Below are 25010 nucleotides of genomic sequence, written 5' to 3' on the forward strand. Positions count from 1 at the left end.
CGAACCATGTCCCAGAAGATCTTGATCACGGGTGCGAGCTCGGGCTTCGGCCGCGGCTCGGCCATCGAACTGGCCCGACGAGGTCACCAGGTGGTGGCCGCCGCCGAAACCTGGCCGCAGGTCCGCGGCCTGCGCGCGGATGCGGCCGCCGCAGGGGTCGAGATGGAGGTGATCAAGCTCAACCTGCTCGACGGCATCGACATCGCGCACGCGGGCTCCTTCGATCCCGACGTGCTGGTGCTCAACGCCGGCGTCATGGAGGGCGGCTCGATCGCCGACATCCCGATGCAGCGCGTGCGCGAGTCGTTCGACATCAACGTGTTCGGCCATCTGCAGTTGGTGCAGGCCATCCTGCCCAGGATGGTGGCGCGCCGCTCGGGCAAGGTGGTGTGGACCTCGTCGATGGGCGGCATCCTGGTGGTGCCTTTCCTCGGCATCTACTGCGCGACCAAGCACGCGATCGAAGCCATTGCCGGATCGATGAAAGCGGAGCTCGCGCCCTTCGGCATCAAGGTCGCGACCGTCAACCCCGGCGTCTTCGGCACCGGCTTCAACGACACCGGGGCCGAGAGCTTCGTGCAGTGGTACGACGCCGACAAGGCGGTCGTGCCGATGCCCGACTTCAGCGGGAGCCTGCTCGATCAGGCCGATCCGCAGGAAATGATCGACGCGATGGTCGAGATCATTCCCGCCGACGAGCACCTCTACCGCACGATGCGTCCGCTGGCGACGATCGATGCCGCCAGGCAGTGGCAGGCGACGGAGTGGTCGCAGAATGCCTGACATCGCCATCGACCATGCCCACCGCGTGGTGGCCCGGGGCCGGCAGGCTGCACAAGAGGCCGGCGTGAACGCGGTGTTCGCGGTCCTCGACCGCGGCGCGAACCTCGTCACCTTTTCGCGCATGGACGATGCGTGGCTCGCCTCGAGCGAACTGGCCGTCGCCAAAGCCCGCGCCTCCGTGATGTTCAGGATGCCGAGCGAAGCGCTGAATGCGCCGCTGCAGGTGGGGGTACCGGCGCCGCACTTCGACCACATCCACGCGGGCGGTCTGCTGCTGATGGGCGGCGGCTTGCCGCTGTTCGATGGCGACGGTGTGTTGATCGGTGCGCTGGGGGTGTCCGGCGGAACACCCGATCAGGATGCGGCACTCGCACGCGCGGCGGTGGCGTGATCGACGCGGGAGGGCATGCAGGCGCCGATGCCCTCGCGTTCAAGCCTCGGGCGGCACCGCGCCATAGGCATCGGTGATCAGGTGCGCGAGCGCGCGCGAGGCCTCATTCATGTTGCGCTTGCTGCGATGAACCAGGCCGATGTCCCGATGGAAGGTGTCGTCCTCGAGGTCGATGACACGGACCGCCGCGGGCCAGCGGCGGTTGCGCATCGTCTGCGGCACCAGCGAGGCGCCCAGGCCGAGCGCGACCAGGCGGATCAGCGCATCGAGTTCGTCCGCCTCGCAGACATCCTTCACGGAGATATGTTCGCGCCGTAGGAACCGGTCCACCTGCCGGCCGGCCAGCGATGCGCGGTCGTAGCGGATGAAGGGGATCGTCATGAGCAGCTCCCGCCAGCCGATGTCCGGCGCATCCCTCGGAACGATGAGCCGGAAAGGCTCCTGCGCCAGCGTGGTCCATCTCAGGTCGCTGTGCAGGGAGAAGGGCGGCCGGATGACGATCGCCATCTCGAGTTCGCCGGCATCGACGAGCTGGGCCAGGTCCATCGAGAGGCCCGGCACCAGCCGTGTCCGGACCTCCGGAAACTGCCGATGGAAGCGCGCGATCGCCTCGGGCAGCAGGTGCGATTGCGCCGAAGCGATCGAGCCGAGGCTGAACCGGAACGAGGTCGGCGTTCCGAGCTTGCCGGCGCACAGGTCCGAATACATGCGGATGAGCTGCTCGGCCTGGCCGACCATCTGGTGCCCGCGATCGTTGAGGCGGGCGGTGCGGCCGGCGCGGTCGAAGAGGTCGTGGCCCACTTCGGCTTCGAGGCGCTGCATCTGGGCGCTGATGGCCGACTGGGTGAGTCCGATCTTGTCGCCGGCGGCCGAGAAGGTGCCCTCGCTCGCGACCGCCAGAAGGGTCTTCAGTTCTCGGATCATGGAAGCGATCTGCTGTTCTCGAGCACCGGGGGCGAGCCCGGACCTCTCGGCTTCATACAAAAAATATTTGTCTAAAACCGCAATATTAATTGCTTTTTTTATTGCATCGGCATGCCTATCGTTCGGGCCTGTACAACCACACCGAGGACCCCGATGCTTGCCCCCCGCACCAACCCCGCGATGCTGTCGCCGTTCCATGTCGCTTTTCCCGTGCATGACCTCGCGCTCGCGCGCCGGTTCTATGGCGAGACCCTCGGCTGCCCCGAGGGCCGCAGTTCTCCGGACTGGATCGACTTCAATTTCTACGGCCACCAGATCGTTGCCCATCTCTCGCCCGAAGAGGCCGGGACCGCGCAGAAGAACGATGTCGACGGCAAGGGCGTTCCGGTGCGCCACATGGGCATCGTGCTTCCGCGCGCCGATTGGGACGCGATGGCGGACCGGCTGAAGGCGGCCGGCATCCGGTTCATCATCGAACCCTACATCCGCTTCAAGGGCGAAGCGGGCGAGCAGGCGACGATGTTCTTCCTCGATCCGTCGGGCAACGCGATCGAGATCAAGGCCTTCGCGAACATCGAGATGCTGTTCGCCAAGTAGCCGCGAAGGTCGCGCACAAAGAAAAACGGGCTAGACGCCTGAACGTCTAACCCGTAGATCTAGAACCGAAATTCTGGTGCGGCTGGCAGGAATCGAACCCACGACCCCTTGGTTCGTAGCCAAGTACTCTATCCAGCTGAGCTACAGCCGCGAAGCCTTCCATTATAGCCCGGAAATCGGCACCTACCCTGCGACTATCTGCCCGAGGACCGGCCGCTGCCTGGCCAGGTGGCAAGCGCTTGATCGGCGACGGCCTCCAGCACTTCGCGGCTGAAGCCTGCCTTGGCCTGCACTGCCATGCCGTGGCACACGGCACAGACATAGGCCGCCAGCGCATCGCACTTCGCATCGGAGGGCAGGTCACCCTCGCGCTTGGCGCGCTCGAAGCGCTCCTGCAACGTCGCCTGAGCTGCGGCACGGGCCTCGACCAGTGCTCGACGCACCGGCTCCGCGTCGTCCGATCCGGCCAGCACGCCGTGTATCGCCAGGCAACCGGTGCGTTCGGGGTCGCGGGTGTTCAGTTCCGCCGTGTTGTAGAGGATGTGCGCGGCAACCTCGCGCGAGGTCGGCAACTCGAGCGCCGCGGGGAAGAACGCCAGGTAGTGGGCGTAGTAGCGCTCCAGCGCCTGCCGGAACAGGGCTTCCTTGTTGCCGAACGCCGAATAGAGCGCCGGGCGTTCGACGCCAATGGCTTGCGTCAGATCGGTGTACGAGGTGCCCTCGTAGCCCTTGCGCCAGAACATGGTCAGCGCGGCGTCTAGCGCCTGCTCCACATCGAATTCGCGCTGACGTCCCATCGGTCACACCACCTTGGTTTTTTCGTAACGATCGATATTAAACCGCTTGACGCTCCTCGTCCATTTTCATATCGTTCGTTACGATACCGATCGTTATGAATTCCCGATGCCCGGGACACGGCGCGCGGTTGTCTTCGAAAGAGCATGTCATGCAGCAATTCTTGAAGGGCAAGCTTGCCCTCATCACTGGCGGTTCGCGGGGGCTGGGTGCCGCGACGGCAGAAGCGTTGGCCGACCTTGGTGCCGACATCGCGATCACCTATGTTGCCTCTGAGGAAAAGGCGAATGCGGTGGTGGCGAAATTGAAAGCCAAGGGCGTTCGGGCCCTGGCCATCCAAAGCGACCAGGCCGACACGACCGCAGCGAAGCCCATGGTCGACCAGGTGCTGTCGCACTTCGGCCGGATCGACATCCTCGTCAACAACGCCGGCATCGCCGTGCAAGGCAAGACCGTCGACGATCCCGCACTCGACACGGTCAACCTCGACCGGCAGTGGCAGGTCAACGTGATGGGAACGGTGGCCACCACGCGCGCGGCGGCACCGGTGCTTTCCGATGGCGGGCGCATCGTCTTCATCGGCTCCCTGCTGGGCACCCATGTTCCTTTCGCCGGGGCCGCCGACTACGCGGGAAGCAAGGCGGCCCTGGTCGGCTATGCGAAGGGCGTGGCGCGCGACCTCGGCAGTCGCGACATCACCGTCAACGTCGTGCAGCCGGGCGTCATGCCGACCGACATGGCGGCCGAGGTCCTCGGGGACGGAGTGCCGGAGGCGCTCCTGAATCTGCATCCGATACGCCGCATCGCGACGCTCGAGGAAGTGGCGGCCCTGGTCTGCTTCCTGGTCGGACCGAACGGCGCCTACATGACTGGCAGCGTGATCGACGTGGCCGGCGGCCTGGCCGTCTGAGCTTCAGCGGCTCTGCCAATGAAATTCGAACTGAACAACGTGCAAGGACCAAGACATGAGCAAGAAATTTGATGCGAAATCGACCGCCCAAGACGTGCTGGCGGGTGCCGATCTGAAGGGCAAGCGCTTCCTCGTCACGGGAACATCGGCGGGGATCGGTGTCGAGACCGCGCGTGCGCTCGTCTCGCGTGGTGCCAGCGTTGTGGGACTGGTGAGGGACCTGGCCAAGGCCCAGGCGGCAACGGCATCGGTGCGCGATGCGGCGGCGCAGGCCGGAGGCAGCTTCGAGCTGGGCGAACTCGATCTCGCATCCCTGCGAAGCGTGCGCGCCAGCGCCGACAGACTGCTCGCCGACGGCCGTCCGTTCGACGCCATCATCGCCAACGCCGGCGTGATGGCCACGCCCTTCGGTCTGACGGACGACGGCTGCGAGATCCAGTTCGCGACCAACTACCTGGGCCACTTCGTTCTGATCCATCGGATCGAACCGCTTCTCGTCGACAACGGTCGCCTGGTCATGTTGTCGTCCCAGGCGCACCGCGTTGCCGATGTGGACCTCGACGATCCGAACTTCTCGCAACAGCCCTACGACCCGTTCGTCGCGTACGGTCGATCGAAGACGGCGGAGACCCTGTTTGCGGTGGAATTCGACAAGCGTCATCGTGACCGTGGCGTCCGGGCGGCGGCGGTGATGCCGGGCAACAGCCTGACCGAACTGCCGCGCAACTTCTCGGCAGAGCAATTGCAAGGCCTGTTCGAAACCGTGGGCAAGGCGCGTGCTGAAGCAGGTCTTCCCCCAGGGCAACTGAAAGATGTCGGACAGGCAGCGGCGACTTCGGTCTGGGCGGCAGTCGTTGCCGACGCGGACGAGATAGGAGGCCGCTATCTCGAGGACTGTGCCGTCGCTCCGGTGAACGATTCGCCCAATCCGTTTGCCGACGGTGTCAGGTCCTATGCACTCGACGCTGGACGCGCCGAGCAACTTTGGGCCAGGACACAGGCACTTCAGGCCGATCGGATTGCAGGTGCTGTGCCCATCGGTCAACCCGTGCTACTTCGATAACCCTTCTTATCACAACAGATTGATTGGGGAGAGAATCTCTCCCCATGAAAAGTAGCCCGCCCACCTCCGAAGCAGCCGCAAGGCCTAGTGACCGAGGCGAGGAGGGCTTCCCCGGCCAGGCCGCCTTGGCGGCATTGCGCGCCTGGTATGCGGGAATGAGTGCACGCGCCAGCGTGGCCCAATACCTCGGGCACACGAGCACCGACGGACAGTCTTCCCGCGCGGTCCTGGGCGCCGTTCGACGCCAACTGGTCGCGCTCGCCGAAGCACGTCGTCGTGCCGACATCGCCGCGCTGCTCACGCATCCCGCCACGGAGCGCGTGGCACGGGCAGAAGCGGTGCGCAATGCCATCGAAATCCTGCGCAAGCTGCCACCGCCCGCGCCCTTGGTGACGGACGACGTCGAAGCCTGGTTGCCGCCACGCATCGCGAAGGCATTGCGCGGCCATGGCATCCGAACGCTCGCGGAACTCACCGTGCGAGTGCCGCGCCGGCGACGTTGGTGGGTTGCGGTCCCGGGACTCGGAGCCGCGGGCGCGCGCCAGGTCGAGGCTCTCTTCGCAGCGCATCCCGAACTGACGGAGCGCGCACGCGCGCTCGTCGTTCCCGACGCGCCGAACGACGTGGTGCCGTGGGAACGGCTTCATGTCCCGAACGATGTCGACGGATCCTGCGGCACCTTTCGCGCGCCGCCGGCCACCTGCGCACTCGGGGCAAGCAACGACTACCAGGCAGTCCAGACTTGGCTGGCTCTTCAGGAATCGCCTGCGACACAACGGGCCTATCGCAAGGAAGCGGAGCGGCTCATCCTCTGGTCGATCCTCGAGAGGGGGCGGGCCCTTTCTTCGTTGACCACCGAGGACGCGGTTGCCTATCGAGCCTTCCTGCGCCGTCCGTCACCCCGAGGTCGCTGGGTCGGCCCTGCGCGCCCGCGCGGCGCGAGCGATTGGCGGCCGTTCGCGGGAGACCTGTCAGCGCGCTCCACCGCCTATGCGCTGTCGGTCGTCGGTGCCATGTTCCGCTGGCTCATGCAGCAGCGATACACCCTGGCCAACCCTTTCGCCGGCATCAAGGTTCGAGGTGGCGCATCGGTTCGGTCCCTGGCCGCCGCTCGCTTCTTCAGCGAGGGGGAGTGGGGGCTCATCCGCACGATCGCCGACGGGCTGGAGTGGGGGAGAGGGTGGGCCCTTCCCGCCGCGCAGAGGCTGCGTTTCGTCCTCGATTTCGCCTATGCGACGGGACTGCGCGTGAGCGAACTGGTCGGCGCGAAGCTCGGCCAGATCGAGATCGACAGCTGCGGCGACCACTGGCTGCATCTCGTGGGCAAGGGCGCAAAGACGGCCAAGGTGGCCTTGCCCTCGCTGGCCCGGGCGGCACTCGATCGCTACCTGCGCCAGCGCAGCATTCCGACCACCCGTGCGCGCTGGAATCCGACCTTGCCGTTGATCGGCAGCATCGATCTCGATAGCACCGAAGGGATCACCTCGGCCAGGCTCTGGAGCATCCTGCGCCGATTCTTCCTGCTTGCAGGTGAAATGGTGGCGAAGGACAGTCCTGCGCTCGCCGAAAAGCTCTGCCTCGCCAGTCCGCACTGGATGCGTCACACGCACGCGACCCACGCGCTGGCGCGGGGGGCCGAGCTCACCATCGTTCGCGACAACCTGCGGCACGCCTCCCTGCAGACCACGTCGATCTACCTGCACGCCGATGAAGTCGCGCGTTCACGGCAGATCGACGAAGCATTTCCGTCTCGGGACTGATTGCTGAGCTTCACGGCCAAACGGGCCAGAGGCACACCCAACAACAGAATCATTGATTTTACATAACACTCATTGGATAGATTTGCCGGATCGGGCATCACAAGGATATCAACCTGAAACTCAATGGTTGATCCAATAAGAAGTCCGGCATATGATGGCCCGAGCCCACTCTCAGCCACCGCTGCTTCGCCCGATGGATCTAGACACGCCCCCCGATCAAGCCACTTTCCGCAACGAGGTCCGTCGATTCATCAAGGACCGGCTTCCCGCCGACATCCGCGAACGCCTGCGCCTGGGCCATCCGCCGCGCAAGCAGGACACCGTCACCTGGCAGCGCATCCTCAACGAGAAAGGCTGGGCCGCGCCGCACTGGCCGCGTGAGTACGGCGGCGCCGAGCTCGGCCAGGCCGAGCGGCTGATCCTGCTCGACGAGCTGTTCCGCGCGCCGGCGCCGCTGCCGCAGGTGTTCAACGTGGGCATGCTCGGGCCGGTACTGCTGAAGTTCGGCACCGAGGCGCAGAAGCGCTTCTTCATGCCCAAGCTCGCGAACCTCGACCTCTGGTTCTGCCAGGGCTTCTCCGAGCCGGGCTCGGGTTCCGACCTGGCCTCGCTGCGCACCTCGGCCAGGCGGGAAGGCGAAGGCGAGGACGAACACTACGTCGTCGACGGCCAGAAGATCTGGACCACCACCGCGCATCTGGCCGACTGGGTGTTCGCGCTGGTGCGCACCGACGGCACGGGCAGCAAGCAGCACGGCATCTCCTTCCTGCTGATCGACCTGCGCAGCCCCGGCATCACGATCCGCCCGATCACCTCGATCGACGGCCAGCACCATCTCAACGAGGTCTTCTTCGACGCGGTGCGCGTGCCGGTCGACAACCTCGTGGGCGAGGAAGGCCGCGGCTGGGACTGCGCCAAGTACCTGCTGATGAACGAGCGCACCGGCATCGCCAACGTGGGCCTGTGCCGCGAGCGGCTGGACTATGCGCGCGAGCTGGCCGGCCGCCTCACCCAGGCCGGACGGCCGCTGCTCGACAGCCCGCGGCTGCGCGCCGAGATGGCCGTGCTCGACGCCGAGATTCGCGCGCTCGAGGTCACGAACTGGCGCTTCCTGCTGTCGAGCGACACGGCGCAGAAGAACCCGGGCTTCGCCTCGGTGCTCAAGCTCAAGGGCACCGAGCTGCAGCAGGAGATCGCGCAGCTGCTGCAGCGCATCGCCGGCCCCGCGGCGATGGAGCGCCGCGCGCACGACGGGCCCGGCGCGGAGCACTGGGGCGGGCCGCTGGCGATGCGCTACTTCTACAGCCGCGCCGCCAGCATCTACGGCGGCACGAGCGAGGTCCAGAAGGACATTCTTTCCAAGACGATCCTGGGATAGGCCCGCATGAACTTCGAACTGAATGAAGAGCAGCAGGCGCTGCAGGCCAGCCTCTCGCGCCTGCTCGGCGATGTCTACGGCTTCGAGCAGCGCCGCGCGATCGCCGCCACGCCCGCCGGCTGGAGCGAAGCGGTGTGGCGACAACTGGCCGAGCTGGGCCTGACCGCCCTGCCCTTGCCGCAGGCCCACGGCGGCTTCGGCGGCGGCGCCGTCGACCTGCTGCCGGTGATGCAGGAACTCGGCCGCGCGCTGTCGCTCGAGCCCTTTCTCGCCTCGGTCGTGCTCGGCGCCACCGCGCTGCGGCTCGCGGGCGACGACGCCCTGCAGGCGCGGCTGCTGCCCGGCGTGGCCAGCGGCGAAGTCCGCCTGGCCTGGGCCCACGACGAAGCGGCCGGGCACCAGGCCCCGCTGTGGATCGAGATCGTCGCGCGCCGCGATGGCGAACGCTGGCGGCTCGACGGCGCGAAATGCAACGTGCTGCATGCCACGGCCGCCCACCATGTCGTGGTCAGCGCGCGCGTGGCGGGCGCACCCGACGATGCGCAGGGCCTCGCCCTGTTCCTGGTCGATGCCGACGACCCGGGCGTGCATTGCCGTGCCCATCGCCTGGTCGACGACACGCCGGCCGGCGAACTGCGCTTCGAATCCGCCACCGTGCTGCCGCTGCACGATCCGCACGATGCCGCCACCGCGCTGCGCGCGCTCGAGGGAACGCTGGCCGCCGGCACCGCCGCGGTCTGCGCCGATGCCGTCGGCCTCATGGAGTCGGCCTACCGGCTTTCCGTCGACTACCTGAAGACGCGCCGCCAGTTCGGCCGTCTGATCGGCGAGAACCAGGCATTGCGCCACCGTGCGGCGGAAATGCTCGTGAGCCTCGAGATGTGTCGCAGCATGGCGCTGGTGGCGGCGGTCGCCGCCGACGATCTCGACGCACCCGGCGCGCGCGCCGACCTCGCGCGCGCCAAGCTCATGATCGGCCGCCACGGCCGCAGCCTGTGCCACGCCGCGATCCAGTTGCACGGCGGCATCGGCATGACCGAGGAGTACACGGTGGGCCATTGCCTGCGCCGCCTCGCGCTGCTCGACCAGCTCTTCGGCGATGTCGACGCGCAGTCGGCGCGGCTGGCGGCGATGGCATGAGCGGTCCCACTTTCGAGACCTTGCGCTGGGACCTGTCGGGCCCGGTGCTCACGCTGACGCTGCACCGCCCCGAGCGCATGAACGCGATGACGCGCGCCATGCGCCGCGAGCTGTGCCAGGCACTCGACCTCGTGGATGCGCAGGACGCGGTGCGCGCCATCGTGATCACCGGCGCGGGCCGTGCCTTCTGCGCCGGCTTCGACCTGTCGGAAGGCGCGCAGGCCTTCGACCCGGCCGCGGCCGCGCGCGACGCCGAATCCGGCGAGGAGCCGGGCCGCGATGGCGGCGGCGTGCTCGCGCTGCGCCTGTTCGCGAGCACCAAGCCGCTGATCGCCGCCGTGAACGGCGCGGCGGTCGGCATCGGCGCCTCGATGCTGCTGCCGATGGACATCCGCATCGCCTCGCGCGACGCGCGCTTCGGTTTCGTCTTCGCGCGCCGCGGCATCGTGCCCGATGCCTGCGCGAGCTGGTTCCTGCCGCGCGTGGCCGGCATCTCGAAGGCGCTGGAATGGAGCATGGGCGGCCATGTCTTCGATGCCGAGGAAGCCCGCGCGGGCGGGCTCGTGAGCGAACTGTGCGAACCCGGCGAGCTGCTGGCACGCGCGCAATCGCTGGCCGCGGAGATCGCCACGCATGCGGCACCGGTGTCGGTCGCGCTCACGCGGCAACTGATGTGGCGCATGCTCGGCGCGCCGCATCCGATGGAGGCCCATCGCCTCGAAAGCGCCGCACTGCGCTCGCGCGGCGCCTCGGCCGACGCGGCCGAGGGCGTGGCCTCGTTCCGCGAGAAGCGGCCCGCGCGCTTTCCGGATGCCGTCAGCACCGGCATGCCCGCGCCCTACCCCTGGTGGACGGAGCCGCCGTTCGCCCCCCACCGGAGACACGACGACATGAGCCAGGTGATCCTCGACGGGCGCGCCATGGAACGCGACCTGCTGACCCGCCGCGCCCTGCAGGCCGCACGCGGCCTCGACGCGCTCGGCGTGCTCGAGGGCGACGCGGTGGCACTGCTGCTGCGCAACGACTTCGCCTTCCTCGAGGCGCAGCAGGCCGCGGCCGCGCTCGGCGCCTACGCCGTGCCCATCAACTGGCACGGCAAACCCGAGGAGGTGCTCTACATCGTCGAGGACGCGCGCCCGCGCGTGCTCATGGGCCACGCCGACCTGCTCGCACCGGTGCGCGACCGCATCCCCGCGGACATCATCGTCGTGACAGTACCGACGCCACCTGAGGCAATGCGCGCCTTCTCGTTGACCGAGGAAGATGCCGCGCCACCGACCGATGCGTTCGAATGGAACGCCTGGCTCGCGGGCTTCGCGCCCTGGGACGGCCCGCCGATGCGTAGCCGCGCCACCATGATCTACACCTCGGGCACCACCGGCCGCGCCAAGGGCGTGCGGCGCGAGGCGGCCACGCCCGAGCAAGCACGCGCCTATGTCGAACTGCTGCGCAGCGTATATGGCCTGCAGCCGGGCGTGCGCGCGCTGATCGCGGGGCCGCTGTACCACGCCTCGCCCAATGCCTACGCACGCCAGGCGCTGCCGGCCTGCGAGCTGCTGGCGATGCAGACCAAGTTCGATCCCGAGGCCGTGCTCGCCGCGATCGAACGCCACCGCATCAGCCACATGGTGGCCGTGCCCACGATGTTCGTGCGCATGCTCAAGCTGCCCGAGGCGGTGCGCCGCCGCTACGACCTGGGCTCGCTGCGCTGGGTCACCCACACCGGCGCGCCCTGCGCGCCCGATACCAAGCGCGCGCTCATGGACTGGTGGGGACCGGTGGTTTACGAGACCTATGGCGGCACCGAGGTCGGCACCGCCACGCTGAGCACGCCGCAGGACTGGCTGGAGTTTCCGGGCAGCGTGGGCCGGCTGACGCCCGGCGCGCGCATGGCGCTCTACGGCGAGGACGGCCGCCCGGTCGCACCGGGAGAGGTCGGCGAGATCTTCGTGCGCGTGCCGGCCTACGCCGACTTCACGTACCACAACCATCCCGAGAAGCGCCGCGAGGTCGAGCGCGACGGGCTGATCAGTTGCGGCGACGTGGGCTACGTCAAGGACGAGCACCTCTACCTGTGCGACCGCCGCGCCGACATGGTGATCTCGGCCGGCGTGAACATCTATCCGGCCGAGATCGAAGCCGTGCTGCTGCAATGCCCCGCGGTACGCGACTGCGCGGTGTTCGGCATTCCCGACGACGAGATGGGCGAGTCGCTGGCCGCGGCCATCGAATGCATGCCCGGCGCCGCGCCCGACGCGGAAGCGATCCGCGCCTTCCTCGCCGAGCGGCTGGCCCGGTACAAGGTCCCGCGCCGCATCGATTTCCACGCGACGCTGCCGCGCGAGGACAGCGGCAAGATCTTCAAGCGCCGCCTGCGCGACCCGTTCTGGCAAGGCGCCGGCCGCAGGATCTGAGATGGAACCCGCCACGGAAGCGATGGCGCAACGGCTCGCCGCAGCGCTGGGCCGCCATGCGGGCCTGCACGGCCGCGTCGAGGCGCTGCGCCGCCTCACGGGCGGCGCGACCAAGACCACCTGGTCTTTCGAGCTCGCGACCGCCGACGGCCGGCTTGCGCTGATCCTGCAGCAGGCGCCCGCGGCCGCGCCCGAGAGGAAGGAATCGTCGGCGCCCAAGCTCGATGCCGCCGACGACGCGCGGCTGATGATCGCCGCGCGCAGCCACGGCGTGCCGGCGCCCAGGGTGCGCGCCATCCTCGACCTGCACGACGGCCTCGGGCGCGGGTACATCACCGAACATGTGGAAGGCGAGACGCTGGGACGCAAGCTGGTCTCCGATCCCGCGCATGCCGGCGCACGCGCCGCGATGGCGGAACAGGCCGGACGGATCCTCGCGACGATCCATCGCATGCCCACCACGGGACTGGATTTCCTGCAGCGGCTCTCGCCCGCGCAGGAACTCGCGGTGTACGCGGGCCTGCTCGATGCCACGGGCTTTCGTCATCCCGCGCTCGAATTCGCGCTGCAATGGGTGCGCCGCCACCTGCCCACGGACGACGCCGACGCGCTGGTGCATGCGGACTTCCGAACCGGCAACCTGATCGTCGGGCCCGAGGGCATCCGCTGCGTGCTCGACTGGGAGATCGCGCGCCGCGGCGATCCGATGCAGGACCTCGGCGTGCTTTGCATGCGGACCTGGCGCTTCGGCGCCGCGCCCGAGGTCGGCGGCTTCGGTGCGCGCGAGGACCTGTACGCGGCCTACGAGCGCGCCGGCGGCGCGCCTGTCGATCCCGCGCGCGTGCGCTTCTGGGAGGCCTTCTCCAACCTCAAGTGGGCCATCGGCTGCGTGCGCCGCGGCCTCGCCACGCGCGACGACGGCACGCCCGCGAGCCTCGAGCTGTGCGCCGTGGGCCGGCGCATGGAAGAGCCGCTGTGGGACTTCTTCCAGCTCGTCGATCGTTGAAGAAAGGAGCCGCGGCCATGTCCGACAGCGTACCGCCCGCCCCCACCCTGCTCGCGGCGACCGCGCGCTATCTCGAGGACGAGCTGATGCCCTCGCTCGAGGGCTACCACCGCTTCCAGACCCGCATCGCGATCAACGTGCTGCGCATCGTCGAGCGCGAGCTGCGGCTCGGCGCCGCGCACGACGCGGCAGCGCGTGAGCGCCTGCTCGCATTGCTGCAGGGCGATAGCTTCCCCGCCTCCCCTTCCCTCGCGCTGGCCGATGCGCTGCGCGACGGCCGGCTCGACCCCGACGCGCCCGGCGTCGCGGCGCACCTGCGCGCCGCGCTGGCCGAAGCGCTGGCCATCAACAACCCCCGCTGGATCACCAAGGACCTCCCCCCATGAACTTCACCGAAGAACAGATCGCCTTTCGCGACGGCGTGCGCCGCATGGTCGAGCGCCATGTCGCGCCCATCGCCGCCGAGATCGACGAGAACGACCGCTTTCCCGAGGAGCTGATCCCGATCTACGGCGACATGGGGCTGCTGCAGCTGTGGGTGCCCGAGGCCTACGGCGGCCCCGGCGCCAACCTCACGATGGTGTGCATCGCGCGCGAGGAGATCTCGCGCGTGTCGGAATCGTGCGCGCTGATGGCCGGCATGAACACCATGTTCGCGCTGCCGCTGATGCACTTCGGCACCGAGGAACAGAAGCATCGCTTCCTGCCGCTGCTGGCCGAGGGCCGCACGGTGACGGCGATCGCGCTGTCGGAACCGGACTGCGGCAGCGACGTGGGCGGCATGCGCACGCGCGCGGTGGCCGACGGCGACAGCTACGTGCTCAACGGCCAGAAGCAGTGGTGCACCTTCGGCAGCCGCGCCGACTACATCCTGGTCTTCGCCAAAACCGGCGAAGGCGGCGGCGCCGACGACATCAGCCCCTTCATCGTCGACGTGAAGAACAGCAAGGGCCTGAGCTTCGGGCGCAACGAGCGCAAGATGGGCATGAAGGGCACGATCAACGTGCCGATCTACCTCGACAACGTGCGCGTGCCGGCCGAGAACCGCCTCGGCGAGGAAGGCAGGGGCTTTCGCTCGGCGATGCGCGCGCTCGACCTCAACCGCCCCGCCATCGCCGCGGCCTCGGTCGGGCTGGCGCAGGGCGCGCTCGACGCGGCGCTGGCCTATGCCAAGCAGCGGCGCCAGTTCAAGCGCGCCATCATCGAGTTCCAGGGCATCCAGTTCATGCTGGCCGACATGGCGATGCAGATCGAGGCCGCGCGCTGCCTGGTCTACGAGACCGCGCGCCTGGCCGACACCGGCGACTGGGCCGCGCTGCCCAAGTTCGCGAGCATGGCCAAGTGCTTCGCGAGCGACGTCGCGATGAAGGTCACGACCGACGCGGTGCAGGTCTTCGGCGGCTACGGCTACGTGAGGGACTATCCGGTCGAGAAGATGATGCGCGACGCCAAGCTCAACCAGATCTTCGAGGGGACCAACCAGATCCAGCGCGTGGTGATCGCGCGCGAACTCATGCGCTGAAGCCGGGCGCGGGCGTCGCGCCCGCCCCGGCCTTGCTTCAAGCCAGCAACTGCCGCGCAATCATGTTGCGGTGGATCTCCGAGGCCCCCTCGTAGATGCGCAGCACCCGCAGGTCGCGGTACACGCGCTCGACGATGGTGCCGCGGCAGTAGCCCGAGCCGCCGAAGATCTGCAGCGCCTTGTCGGCGATGCGGCAGGCCGCCTCGGTGCAGATCACCTTCACCATCGAGGCCTTCATGCGCGCATCCTCGCCGCGCGTGGCGCGCCACACGGCCTCGAACAGCACCATGCGCGCGGCATGCAGGTCCATCGCCATGTCGGCGATCATGTGCTGGATCGCCTGGTGCTCGGCCAGCGCCTGCCCGAAGGTGACGCGCGTGCGCGCATGCTCGATGGTCTCGTCGAGCGCGATCTGCGCCGGGCCCAGTGCCTGGCAGCCCACGTTGAGGCGGCCCTCGTTGAGCCCCGACATCGCGTACGAGAGGCCGCGGCCCTCCTCGCCCAGCAGGTTCTCCACCGGGATGCGGCAGTCGGTGAAGGTGATCTCGCAGAGGCTGTCGTCCATCCAGCCCATGGTCGGCATGGTGCGCGCCACCTCGAAGCCCGGCGTGGTGGTGTCGAGCAGGAAGGCCGAGATGCCATGCTTGCCGGCCGCGCGGTCGGTCGAGGCCAGCACGGTGATCGAATGCGCGTGGTTGGCGTTCGAGATGAAGGTCTTCGTGCCGTTGAGCACGTAGTGATCGCCCTCGCGCCTGGCGGAGGTCAGCATCCGCGCTGCGTCGGAGCCCGCATGCGGCTCGGTGATCGCGATGCAGTTGCGCGAGCGGCCCGAGGCGATCTCGGGCAGCCACTTCTTCTTGAGGGCCTCGCTGCCGTGGTCCACGATGATGTGCACGCCGGGCCCGATGGCCGAGCGCACGAAGGGCCAGAACTGCGGCGGCAGCCGCGCGAGCTCCAGCTGCACCGCCACGCTCGTGAGGTGGTCCACGGGCATGCCGCCGTAGGCCTCGGGGATCGCCATGCCGTAGAAGCCCATCTCGCGCAGGGTGCTCTCGACCTGCTCGGGCACTTCCCCGGTCTCGTGGTAGCGCGGTTCGAGCTTGAGCAGCGCGTCGACGGCGTCTCGCGTGGCGACGCGCATCTCCTCGGCGTCGGCGGGCAGGTTGAAGTCCATCATGTCTCCTTTGGTAGAACCATTGATTCTACGCAAGCGAACTCGATCCTGCACGTTCCGTCGGCGACATCGGGGACATCCTGAGGATCGCCTTGCCGCAGGTGCGCCGCTGCGCCAGGGCGGCCAGCGCCTCGGGCAGCCGCGCGAAGTCGAAGACCGTGGCCTCGAGCGGGCGCAGGCGCCCTTCGCGCCACCAGTCGCGGATCTCCTGCGCCAGCCGGCTCGCCAGGGCCGGCTCGCGCTTGCGCACCTCGCCCCACAGCACGCCGATGGCCGAGGCATTGGCGAGCAGCAGCCTATTGGCCGGCAGTTGCGTGAGCGCACCGCCGGCGAAGCCGACCACCAGCAGCCGCGCGCCGAAGCCGAGGCAGCGCGCGCTTTGCGCACCGACCTCGCCGCCCACCGGATCGAAGACGAGGTCCACGCCGCGCGGGGCGAGCGCACGCACCGCGTCGACCCAGCCGGCATCGCCGTAGTCGACCACCGCATCCGCGCCCAGCGCGCGGCAGAGCTCGCGCTTGGCGTCGCTGCCCGCCGTGGCGATCACGCGCGCGCCCATGGCCTTGCCCAACTGCACGGCCGCGCTGCCCACGCCGCCCGCGCCCGCGTGCACCAGCAGGGTCTCGCCGGCCGCCAGGCGGCCCGCATGGCGCAGCGCGTACAGCGCGGTGGGATAGTTGCCGCGCAATGCGAGCGCCACGCCGGGCGGCACGTCGGCCTCGAGCACCACCGCCTCGGCGCGCGGCACCAGCGCGTACTCCGCGAAGCCACCGAAGCGCCCCGACGGCGTCGCGGCCGCCACGCGCAGCCCCGTCTCGGGCCCGCCGACCACGGTGCCGACCACCTCCATGCCAGGCGTGAACGGCAGCGCGGGCCGCACCTGGTAGCGACCCTCGACCAGCAGGGTGTCGAGGAAGTTGAGGCCCGCCGCCTCGACCTTCACGAGGTACTCGTCGGCGGCCGGTTCGGGCAGGGGCACGTCGACGAGGCGCAGGCCGGCCGGATCGCCGATCGCCTCGACGCGCCAGGCCTTCATCGCAGCTCGGCGCGGCCGTGCGTCAACACCAGCACATCGCGCTCGAGCACGCGGGCGCGGAACGCCACCTCGTTGCCGTTGCGCCAGCTCTCGAGGCGGATGGTCTCGCCCGGATAGACCGGCGCCGACAGGCGCGCGCGCATCGCCACCAGCCGCGCCGGATCGAGGCCGGCATGCGCCTCGAGCAGGCCCCGGCCCGCGATGCCCCAGGTCGCGAGGCCATGCAGGATCGGTTTCGCGAAGCCCACCTTGGCCGCGAAGGCCGGCTCGGCATGCAGCGGGTTGAGGTCGCCCGAGAGCCGGTAGAGCAGCGCCTGGTCGGGCCGCGTGGGCAGGTCCAGCACGTGTTCGGGCGCGACCTCGGGCGTGGCCGGTGCCGGCGCGGCAGCTTCGTCGCTGCGCCCGTCGGCCTGGGAGAAGCCGCCGTCGCCGCGCAGGAAATACACGCTCTCGACGGTGGCGAGCGCCCGGCCCTCGGCATCGGCCAGTTCCTTCTCCACATGCAGCACCGCGCCCTTGCCCTCGCCCTTGTCGACCACGCGCGTGACCCGCGTGCGCCCGAGCACCGTGCCCGACGGCGGCAATGGCGCATGCAGGCGCAGCGCCTGTTCGCCGTGCACCAGCTTCATGAAGTCGATGCCGATCTCGCGCCGCTCGCGCATCCAGAAACCCGGCGAAGCCAGCACCGCGGCCATGGTCGGCAGCGCCGCGAGTTCCTTCTCGTAGACGAAGCGCAGTTGCCTTTCGTCGAGCGGATCGGCGCCCAGGCCGAGGCCGAGCGCATAGAGCATGGTGTCCCTCGGTGCGTAGTCGTGGCGCACCTCGCCGGATTGCCAGTCGCGGGCCTTCTGATAGTCGAGCATCGTCGCTTGCCTTGTCGTGTCGGTGAATCTGTCGAGGTCGCCGCGCTTCACGCGACAGGCGGCCAGCGGAACTGCGCGGGCTCGCGCGCCGCGAAGCGCCGCACCGCCTCCTTCGCGTAGTCGCTGTTCGAGGCCAGCGCCTGGCCGGACGACTCGATCTCGAGCAGCGTCTGGAGGTCGCTGCCGAGCGAGGCCTGCAGGGCGCGCTTGGCGATGCTCATCGCCACCGGCGAAGCGCCCGCGAAGCTGCGCGCGATCGCCTGCGCGCGCGCCGCCAGCGCCTCGGCGGGCAGGACCTCCATCGCCAGGCCCAGGCGCAGCGCCTCGGCCGCATCGATCTCGCGCGCCGAGAAGATCAGCTCCTTCGCGCGCTGCAGGCCCACCACGCGCGGCAGCGTGTAGAAGGCCCCCATGTCGGGCACGAGGCCGATGCGCTGGAACACCATGCACAGGCGCGCGCGTTCCGAGAGCAGCACGATGTCGCACATCAGCGCCAGGCTGAAACCCGCGCCGTAGGCCACGCCGTCGACGGCAGCGATCACGGGGCGGTCCAGCGCCATGAGCTCGGTGCAGATGCGCGTGTAGCGCGCCATGCCGGCGCGCCGCTGCTCGGGTGTGCGTGGTCCGCCCTGCCCCATGGCCTTGACGTCGCCGCCCGCGCAGAACGCGCCGCCGGCACCGGCGAGCACCAGCACCCGCACGGCCTCGTCGGCGCGGATCGCGGCGAGGCATTCGCCGAGTTCGTCGGCCATCGTCGGATCGAGCGCGTTCTTCGCCTCGGGACGGTTGAGCGTGAGCGTCGCCACGCCGTCGTCGAGCCGGTAGTCGAGGGTCTTCATCGCGCCTCCGTCTCGCGCACCGAGATCGGCACGCCGTCCACCATCAGGTCGCAGTACTCCGACATGCCCAGCGCGCTACGCCCTTCGCAGCGGTACTCGGTGATGCCCTCGGTGATGCGCGTGTAGTCGCCGGTGCCGCCGGCCGCGCGGCGATGCCGCAGCGGCACCAGCGCGCCGACCTTGCCGGTCAGGGTGTAGCTGCGCTCGGCCGTACGGACCTGCGCGGTGAAGGCGCGCGGATAGTGCTGCGCGTCGTAATCGGTCTCGATGCGCCCGTCGATCACCGGTTCGTAGCGGCCGTCGCGCAGCACGTTGCCGCTCACGTGGTTCGGCTGCCCCTTGCGGCCCTTGATCGACAGCAGCACGCCGAAGTCATCGTCGAAGGTCACGGGCAGCCACTTGTACCAGTAGAAGCTGTGCCAGTGGCGCGGGCCCCAGGACTTGTCGCGGTAGCCGTGCCCCGCGATCTCGAAGCGCAGGCCGTCCACCGCGATGTGGCCGGCCACCGCCATGTTCTGCTCGATGTGGCCGCGGTACACCGCATGCTCGGGGTCCAGCACGATCGGGCTGCCGTCGAGCGCAACGATCTCGCCGCCGTGCATCGGCGAAACGCCGCGGAAGTCGAGCGCGATCGAGGCGGGCCGCTTGGGATAGCGCTTGAAGGCGCTGCTCGGGTCGGCCATCGCATGCGGGTCGTCCATCAGCAGCAGCTCGCCCTCGTAGCGCACGCGCAGGTGCCTGAAGGGCTCGACCACCTCGAAGCGCATGCCGCCCGCGTCCAGGGTCTCGTTGTGCTCGATCTTCGGCCGCTGGTGCATGAAGCCCACGCGCCCGTCGGGCAGGTAGACGCAGCAGCTGAGCTCGGCATGCCCCTCGTGCGGCCGGTTGCCCAGGCGCATCCAGGCCCCGATGCCGCGCGCGCTGTCGAAGGCATTGAAGTACGCGCTCTCGTTGTAGTTGGACACGGCCTCGGGCACGTGGTTGTACTCGTCCTGCGGATCGAGCCGCAGCTTGCTGTGGGGCGGCATGTACATGGTTCGCCCCGTACCTACAGGCTGATGTGGAAGCCGCCGTTGACCCCCAGGTGCTGGCCGGTGATGTAGGAGGCCGCGTCCGACATCAGGAAGCACACCGTCTTGACCACCTCCTCGGGCGTGGACCAGCGGCCCAGCGGAATCTGCGCGAGCATGCCGTCGCGAAATTTCTCGCCGCGCACCACCTCGGTCATCGGGGTCTCGACCACGCCGAAGCAGATCGAGTTGGTGCGGATGTTGTAGCGGCCCCATTCGCGCGCCGCCGTCATCGTGACGCCCAGCATGCCGGCCTTGGCGGCCGCATAGTTGACCTGGCCGATCGAGCCCTTGCGGCCGGCGTCGGAGGAGATGTTGACGATGGCGCCGCCGCTGGTGTCGCCCGCCTTCGCGCGCGCCACCATGTGGCGGCCCACGGCCTGCAGCCAGTAGAAGGTGCCGGTGAGGTGCACGTCGATCACCTCCTGCCATTGCTGCGGCGTCATCTTCTCGATCATGGCGGGGCGCGTGATGCCGGCGTTGTTCACCAGGCCATGCACGCCGCCGAAGCGCTCCACGGCCTCGGCGACGGCGCGCGCGGCGAGGTCCGCGTCGGTCACGCTGCCGACCACCTGCTGCACGCGGTTGGCGGGCAGCGCGGACATTGCCGTGCCCAGCGTGTCGGGGTTGAGGTCGAGCGCGACGACGTTGCCGCCGAGCTCCACGGCGAGCGTCGCGATCGCCTTGCCGATGCCCTGCCCGGCGCCGGTCACGACGATGGTTCGGCCTTCGAGATTGACGAGGTTCTGCATAGGTCTCCGTTGGATGATGGATGGGGGTTGAACTGGATGTACGAGGCGATGCGGTTCGCTCAGGCGGACGCCATCGCGGCCTTCGCGCGCTCGGCGTCCTGCAGCTGGCGCCAGGCGATCTTTCCGGTCGGCGACTTGGGCAGCTCGCGCACGAACTCGACCAGCCGCGGGTACTTGTAGGCGGCCATCTTCTGCTTCGCCCATTCGATGACGTCGGCCTCGCGCACGTGGCCCGCATGCGCCTCGCGCAGCACCACCACCGCCTTCACGGTCTCGCCGCGGTAGGGATCGTGCGCGGCGATCACGCAGGCCTCGGCGATGGCCGGGTGCTCGTGCAGCATCGCCTCGACCTCGGCCGGCCAGACCTTGTAGCCCGAGGCATTGACCATGCGCTTGAGCCGGTCGACGATGAAGAAGTAGCCGTCCTCGTCGCGCCGCCCGAGATCGCCGCTGCGCACGAAGCGCCGCCCGTCGATCTCCAGCAGCGCCGCGCGTGTGGCCTGCTCGTTGCGCCAGTAGCCCGCGAACACCTGCGGCCCCGACATCACGATCTCGCCCACCTCGCCGGGCGGCAGCTCGCGCAGGGTCTCGGGGTCGACGATGCGCAGGTCGGTGCCGAACAGCGGCATGCCCAGGCACTGGCGCTTGAAGGCCTGCGGCGGGTTGCCCGAGACATGCGCCGTTTCCGACAGCCCGTAGCCCTCGAGGAAATCGAGGCCGGTCAACTGCTTCAGGCGCTCGCACACGGCCTCGGGCATGCCCGCGCCGCCACCGCCGATGCGGCGGACCGAACTGAGGTCGTATTCGGCCAGCCGCGGGCTCGCGAGGAAGTCGATCACCATGGTCGGCATCGCCGTCCAGTGGCTGACCCGGTGCCGTGCGATCAGTGTCGCGGCCTGGTCGCGGTCCCAGCGCTTCATCAGCACCAGCGTGCCGCCGCCGTAGATCGGCGCGTTCAGCAGGTTCTGCATGCCGGTGATGTGGAAGTACGGCAGCGCCACCAGCTGCACCGAATGCGGGACCATGCCCATCCAGTGCGCGACCGCGACCGTGCTGGCGTTGAGCGTGCGGTGCGTGTGCATGCAGCCCTTGGGCACGCCGGTGGAGCCCGAGCTGTAGAGGATCAGCGCGAGCGCATCGGGCAGGTGCTCGAGCGGGGTGGCGGGTGCGCCGGCGGCCGCCAGCACGCGGCGCAGGCCGATGGTGCGCGATGCGCCGGATGCCGCATCCGACGACGGCTCGGCGGCTTCCACCAGGTCCTCCACCGGCCCCGGGCTGCCGACGATCACCACGCGGCGCAGCCGGTGCGCGCCCGGCACCGCCAGCAGCTCCGCCACGTTGTCCGCGCCGCAGAAGGCCACCACCGCCTCGCTGTCCTCGAGGTAGTGCGGCAGCTCGTCGCGCTTGTTCATCGGGTTGACGGGCACCACCACCGCGTTGATGCGCAGGATCGCGAAGTAGGCCGCGATCCAGCCACGGCCGTTGGGCAGGTAGAGCAGCACGCGGTCGCCCAGCCGCACCGCCAGCTCGTTCTGCAGGAAGGCGGCGATGCGCTCCACCTGCTCCACCAGCGCCGCGTACGACAGGCTGCCGAAATCGTCGACCACCACCGCGCGCTGCGGAGAACGCATGGCGGACACCAGCAGGTTCGCGCACAGGTTGGTGGGCGGAACGTCGATGTCGCGCGGCAGGGTGCGCGGCCAATGCTTCGAATCGTGCGGGGTCATGGCTGTCGTCCTTGGTCTTCGCCGGGCCGCGGCATCGCGCGAGAGACAGCGCCGCCGATTTGCCTGTTGATTTATTTTGGTTGAACCAATGATAATCAGCCTCGCGACACAGCGTCAAGGCGGGACGGCGATGATCCGGCCGGCGCGACGCACCCCGAGCCCGCAACGGGCGATCACACGGAGCCATTGGAATGAGCATCAAGCGACAGGCCTGCATCGCGGGCGCTTTCGAACACCCCACGCGCAAGGCGCCCGACAAGACGGTGCCGCAGCTGCATGCCGAATGCGCGCGCGGCGCGCTGGCCGACGCCGGCCTTTCGCTGCAGGACGTCGACGGCTATTTCTGCGCGGGCGACGCGCCGGGCATGGGCCCGCTGAGCATGGTCGACTACCTCGGCCTCAAGGTGCGCCATGTCGACAGCACCGACACCGGCGGCTCCGCCTACCTGGTGCAGGTCTCGCATGCCGCGCAGGCCATCGCCGCGGGCAAGTGCAACGTGGCGCTGATCACGCTCGCGGGACGCCCGCGCAGCGAGGCCAGCGGCGTGGGCACCGGCCCGCGCAACGTGACCGCGGCCACGCCCGACGTGGCCTGGGAAATGCCCTATGCACCGGTGACGGTCAACATGTACGCGCTGGCCGCGGCGCGCCACATGCACGAGTTCGGCACCACCAGCGAGCAGCTCGCCTGGATCAAGGTCGCCGCCGCCGCGCATGCGCAGCACAACCCGAACGCGATGCTGCGCGATCCCGTCACGGTGGAGGAGGTGCTGGCCTCGCCGATGATCTCCGACCCGCTGCACAAGCTCGACTGCTGCGTCGTGAGCGACGGCGGCGGCGCGCTGCTGGTGGTGCGCCCCGAGATCGCGCGCTCGCTCGCACGGCCCGTGGTCAGCGTGCTCGGCGCCGGCGAGACCGTGAAGGGCCAGGCCAATGGCCAGCTCGACCTCACCTACTCGGGCGCCGCCGTCTCGGGCCCGATCGCGTTCGCCGAAGCGGGCGTGACGCCGGCCGACATCCAGTACGCCTCGATCTACGACAGCTTCACCATCACCGTGCTGATGCAGCTCGAGGACCTGGGCTTCTGCCGCAAGGGCGAAGGCGGCCGCTTCGTGGCCGACGGCAACCTGATCTCGGGCGTCGGCAAGCTGCCGTTCAACACCGATGGCGGCGGCCTGTGCAACAACCATCCCGCCAACCGCGGCGGCATCACCAAGGTCATCGAGGCCGTGCGCCAGCTGCGCGGCGAGGCGCATCCGAAGGTGCAGGTCCCCGGCTGCGGCCTCGCGCTCGCGCAGGGCACGGGCGGCCTGCTCGGCTCGCGCCACGGCAGCGCCACCCTGATCCTCGAAAGGAACTGAAGATGAGCACCCCCTATCAGGAACGCGCGCTGGCCGCGCCGATCGTCGACGCCGCCACCGAGGCCTACTGGAACGCCGCGCGCGAAGGCGTGCTGCGCATCAAGCGCTGCACCGCCTGCGCCAAGGTCCACTGGTATCCGCGCGCGCTGTGCCCCTACTGCCTGGGCGACACCGCCTGGGAAGACGCCAGCGGTCTCGGCACGATCTACAGCGTGAGCGTGACCCGCCGCGCCGGCCCGATCCCCTATGCGATCGCCTACGTCACGCTCGACGAAGGGGTGACGATGCTCACCAACATCGTCGATGCCGATCTCGATGCGCTGCGCATCGGCGATCGCGTGAAGGTGTGTTTCAAGCCGGCGGAGGGTGGGTTCGCGGTGCCGATGTTTGCGCCGGCCTGACAGGCGCGGCCCGATCGGGCCGCGCGCGGGTATCGCCGCGGCCTAGTCGGTCCGGATATTGGCTTCGCGGATCACCGAGGTCCACGTCGCATACTCCTCCGCGATCCGCGCCCCGAGCTGCTCGGGCGTGCTGCCGGTGGCCGCCGCCCCGGCGGTCTCGAACTTCTCCTTCACCTCGGGCAGCGCCAGCGACTTCACGATCGCGTCGTTGAGCCGGGCCACCACCTCGCGCGGCGTGCCCGCCGGGGCGAACAGGCCGAACCAGACCTCGGGGTTGAAGCCCGGCAGCGTGTTGGCGATCGGCGGCGCGCCGGGCGCGAGCGGCGAAGGCTGCAGCGAGGACACGCCGAGCAGGCGCACCCTGCCCTCCTTGATGAAGGCATTCATCTGCGACGAGCTCGTGCTCAGCAGCACCTTCGACTCGCCGGTCAGGATGGCCTGGGTGGTCGGGGCCTGGCCCTTGTAGGGGATATGGGTCATCTCGACGCCGGCGCGCCGGCTGAAGAGCTCGGTGGCGAGGTGGCCGAAGGAGGCCGGCCCGGCGGTCGCGAAATCGAGCTTGCGCGGATTGGCCTTCGCGTAGTCGATCAGCTCCTGCACCGACTTCGCGGGCACCGAGGGATTGATCGCGAGGATCATCGGCTGCAGCGACACCAGCGACACCGGTGCGAAGTCCTTCAGCGGCGCGTAGTCGGCCTCCTTCGAGACCTGCGGCGAGATCACCAGGCCGTTGTTGGGGAACAGCAGGGTGTAGCCGTTGGCCGGCGCCTTGGCGACGAACTTGGTGCCCAGCACGGCCGAGGCGCCGGCCTTGTTCTCGATGATCACGGGCTGCTTGAGGAAGCGCTGCATCGGCTCTTGCAGCACGCGCGCGAGCACGTCGGTGGTGCCGCCCGGCGGATAGGGCACGACGATGGTGATCGGGCGGTTCGGGAAATCCGACGCCGCGGACTGGGCGATGCCGGCCTGCGGCAGCGCGAGCGCGCCGGCCGCGAGCAACGCGGCCCAGAAACCCCGGGCCGCGGCGCGCACCGGGCCCTTCGCCTTGCCGGCGACTCCCGGCAGGCGCATCCAACTGTTCATCATGTCTGTCTCCTTCGTTGT

General features: G+C 69.3%; 24 protein-coding genes and 1 tRNA gene. 14 read left to right on the plus strand and 11 right to left on the minus strand.

The features are described 5' to 3' along the window. Positions 1-6: 6 nt before the first annotated feature. Together AC07RM_RS01765 and AC07RM_RS01770 are read left to right on the plus strand one after the other, a co-directional pair. On the plus strand, positions 7-783 hold the full coding sequence (locus tag AC07RM_RS01765; protein WP_495332508.1) for an SDR family oxidoreductase: 777 nt from the start codon (positions 7-9) through the stop codon (positions 781-783). Next, the gene (locus AC07RM_RS01770; protein WP_495332510.1) at positions 776-1174 is read left to right on the plus strand and encodes a GlcG/HbpS family heme-binding protein; all 399 of its coding nucleotides are present in this window, start codon (positions 776-778) and stop codon (positions 1172-1174) included. Before AC07RM_RS01765 ends, AC07RM_RS01770 begins: the two co-directional genes overlap by 8 nt. Before the next feature lie 39 nt (positions 1175-1213). On the opposite strand, the gene AC07RM_RS01775 is transcribed toward AC07RM_RS01770, so the two are convergent. Continuing rightward, positions 1214-2098: a LysR family transcriptional regulator gene (locus AC07RM_RS01775; protein WP_495333404.1), complete on the minus strand. Its 885-nt coding sequence runs from the start codon at positions 2096-2098 to the stop codon at positions 1214-1216. 153 nt (positions 2099-2251) lie between these two features. Between AC07RM_RS01775 and AC07RM_RS01780 the strand changes: the two genes are divergently transcribed. Then, positions 2252-2695, plus strand: coding sequence for a VOC family protein (locus AC07RM_RS01780; protein WP_495332511.1), 444 nt, complete (start codon positions 2252-2254; stop codon positions 2693-2695). 74 nt (positions 2696-2769) lie between these two features. Here the strand turns inward: AC07RM_RS01780 and AC07RM_RS01785 are convergent. Next, positions 2770-2846: transfer RNA gene (locus tag AC07RM_RS01785), tRNA-Arg, on the minus strand. A gap of 43 nt (positions 2847-2889) precedes the next feature. Continuing rightward, positions 2890-3492, minus strand: a complete 603-nt coding sequence (locus AC07RM_RS01790; protein ID WP_495332512.1) for a TetR/AcrR family transcriptional regulator — start codon at positions 3490-3492, stop codon at positions 2890-2892. 149 nt (positions 3493-3641) lie between these two features. Between AC07RM_RS01790 and AC07RM_RS01795 the strand changes: the two genes are divergently transcribed. The 9 genes from AC07RM_RS01795 (at position 3642) to AC07RM_RS01835 (ending at position 14683) form a co-directional block, all read left to right on the plus strand. Beyond that, complete coding sequence (locus AC07RM_RS01795) at positions 3642-4400, plus strand: SDR family NAD(P)-dependent oxidoreductase (protein WP_495332514.1); 759 nt, start codon at positions 3642-3644, stop codon at positions 4398-4400. Positions 4401-4455: 55 nt separating this feature from the next. Then, positions 4456-5463, plus strand: a complete 1008-nt coding sequence (locus AC07RM_RS01800; protein ID WP_495332516.1) for an SDR family NAD(P)-dependent oxidoreductase — start codon at positions 4456-4458, stop codon at positions 5461-5463. Positions 5464-5507: 44 nt separating this feature from the next. After that, positions 5508-7223, plus strand: coding sequence for a site-specific integrase (locus AC07RM_RS01805; protein WP_495332518.1), 1716 nt, complete (start codon positions 5508-5510; stop codon positions 7221-7223). 193 nt (positions 7224-7416) lie between these two features. Continuing rightward, positions 7417-8601 (plus strand): acyl-CoA dehydrogenase family protein, encoded by a 1185-nt coding sequence (locus AC07RM_RS01810; RefSeq protein WP_495332520.1) that lies wholly within the window; start codon positions 7417-7419, stop codon positions 8599-8601. A 6-nt stretch (positions 8602-8607) separates the two neighbouring features. After that, positions 8608-9741: an acyl-CoA dehydrogenase family protein gene (locus AC07RM_RS01815; protein ID WP_495332522.1), complete on the plus strand. Its 1134-nt coding sequence runs from the start codon at positions 8608-8610 to the stop codon at positions 9739-9741. Next, positions 9738-12155: an acyl-CoA synthetase gene (locus tag AC07RM_RS01820; RefSeq protein WP_495332524.1), complete on the plus strand. Its 2418-nt coding sequence runs from the start codon at positions 9738-9740 to the stop codon at positions 12153-12155. Before AC07RM_RS01815 ends, AC07RM_RS01820 begins: the two co-directional genes overlap by 4 nt. A gap of 1 nt (position 12156) precedes the next feature. Then, positions 12157-13161: a phosphotransferase family protein gene (locus AC07RM_RS01825; RefSeq protein ID WP_495332526.1), complete on the plus strand. Its 1005-nt coding sequence runs from the start codon at positions 12157-12159 to the stop codon at positions 13159-13161. A 17-nt stretch (positions 13162-13178) separates the two neighbouring features. Then, positions 13179-13547: a DUF6285 domain-containing protein gene (locus tag AC07RM_RS01830; protein WP_495332528.1), complete on the plus strand. Its 369-nt coding sequence runs from the start codon at positions 13179-13181 to the stop codon at positions 13545-13547. Then, complete coding sequence (locus AC07RM_RS01835; RefSeq protein ID WP_495332530.1) at positions 13544-14683, plus strand: acyl-CoA dehydrogenase family protein; 1140 nt, start codon at positions 13544-13546, stop codon at positions 14681-14683. Before AC07RM_RS01830 ends, AC07RM_RS01835 begins: the two co-directional genes overlap by 4 nt. 37 nt (positions 14684-14720) lie before the next feature. Here the strand turns inward: AC07RM_RS01835 and AC07RM_RS01840 are convergent, their stop codons facing one another. The 7 genes from AC07RM_RS01840 to AC07RM_RS01870 are packed head-to-tail and all read right to left on the minus strand — an operon-like array spanning position 14721 to position 22144. Beyond that, entirely contained in the window at positions 14721-15857 is a 1137-nt protein-coding gene (locus AC07RM_RS01840) for an acyl-CoA dehydrogenase family protein (protein ID WP_495332532.1), read from the minus strand. 28 nt (positions 15858-15885) lie between these two features. After that, positions 15886-16893 (minus strand): NADPH:quinone oxidoreductase family protein, encoded by a 1008-nt coding sequence (locus AC07RM_RS01845; protein WP_495332534.1) that lies wholly within the window; start codon positions 16891-16893, stop codon positions 15886-15888. Next, entirely contained in the window at positions 16890-17756 is an 867-nt protein-coding gene (locus AC07RM_RS01850; RefSeq protein WP_495332535.1) for a MaoC/PaaZ C-terminal domain-containing protein, read from the minus strand. Before AC07RM_RS01850 ends, AC07RM_RS01845 begins: the two co-directional genes overlap by 4 nt. Positions 17757-17803: 47 nt before the next feature. Beyond that, complete coding sequence (locus tag AC07RM_RS01855) at positions 17804-18595, minus strand: enoyl-CoA hydratase/isomerase family protein (RefSeq protein WP_495332537.1); 792 nt, start codon at positions 18593-18595, stop codon at positions 17804-17806. Further along, complete coding sequence (locus AC07RM_RS01860) at positions 18592-19629, minus strand: DUF7064 domain-containing protein (RefSeq protein ID WP_495332539.1); 1038 nt, start codon at positions 19627-19629, stop codon at positions 18592-18594. Before AC07RM_RS01860 ends, AC07RM_RS01855 begins: the two co-directional genes overlap by 4 nt. A gap of 14 nt (positions 19630-19643) precedes the next feature. After that, complete coding sequence (locus AC07RM_RS01865) at positions 19644-20417, minus strand: SDR family NAD(P)-dependent oxidoreductase (protein WP_093349409.1); 774 nt, start codon at positions 20415-20417, stop codon at positions 19644-19646. A gap of 59 nt (positions 20418-20476) precedes the next feature. Continuing rightward, positions 20477-22144: a long-chain-fatty-acid--CoA ligase gene (locus tag AC07RM_RS01870; protein WP_495332541.1), complete on the minus strand. Its 1668-nt coding sequence runs from the start codon at positions 22142-22144 to the stop codon at positions 20477-20479. Positions 22145-22335: 191 nt separating this feature from the next. Here AC07RM_RS01870 and AC07RM_RS01875 point away from each other — a divergent pair, with 191 nt between their 5' ends. Further along, a complete protein-coding gene (locus AC07RM_RS01875; RefSeq protein WP_208513464.1) occupies positions 22336-23505 on the plus strand; it encodes a thiolase family protein in 1170 nt (389 codons plus the stop codon). Between the two features lie 2 nt (positions 23506-23507). Continuing rightward, complete coding sequence (locus AC07RM_RS01880) at positions 23508-23906, plus strand: Zn-ribbon domain-containing OB-fold protein (protein WP_495315175.1); 399 nt, start codon at positions 23508-23510, stop codon at positions 23904-23906. 42 nt (positions 23907-23948) lie between these two features. On the opposite strand, the gene AC07RM_RS01885 is transcribed toward AC07RM_RS01880, so the two are convergent. Then, positions 23949-24992: a Bug family tripartite tricarboxylate transporter substrate binding protein gene (locus AC07RM_RS01885; RefSeq protein ID WP_209539580.1), complete on the minus strand. Its 1044-nt coding sequence runs from the start codon at positions 24990-24992 to the stop codon at positions 23949-23951. Positions 24993-25010: the final 18 nt, after the last annotated feature.

This window comes from Variovorax sp. GW821-FHT09B05, from assembly GCF_059418265.1.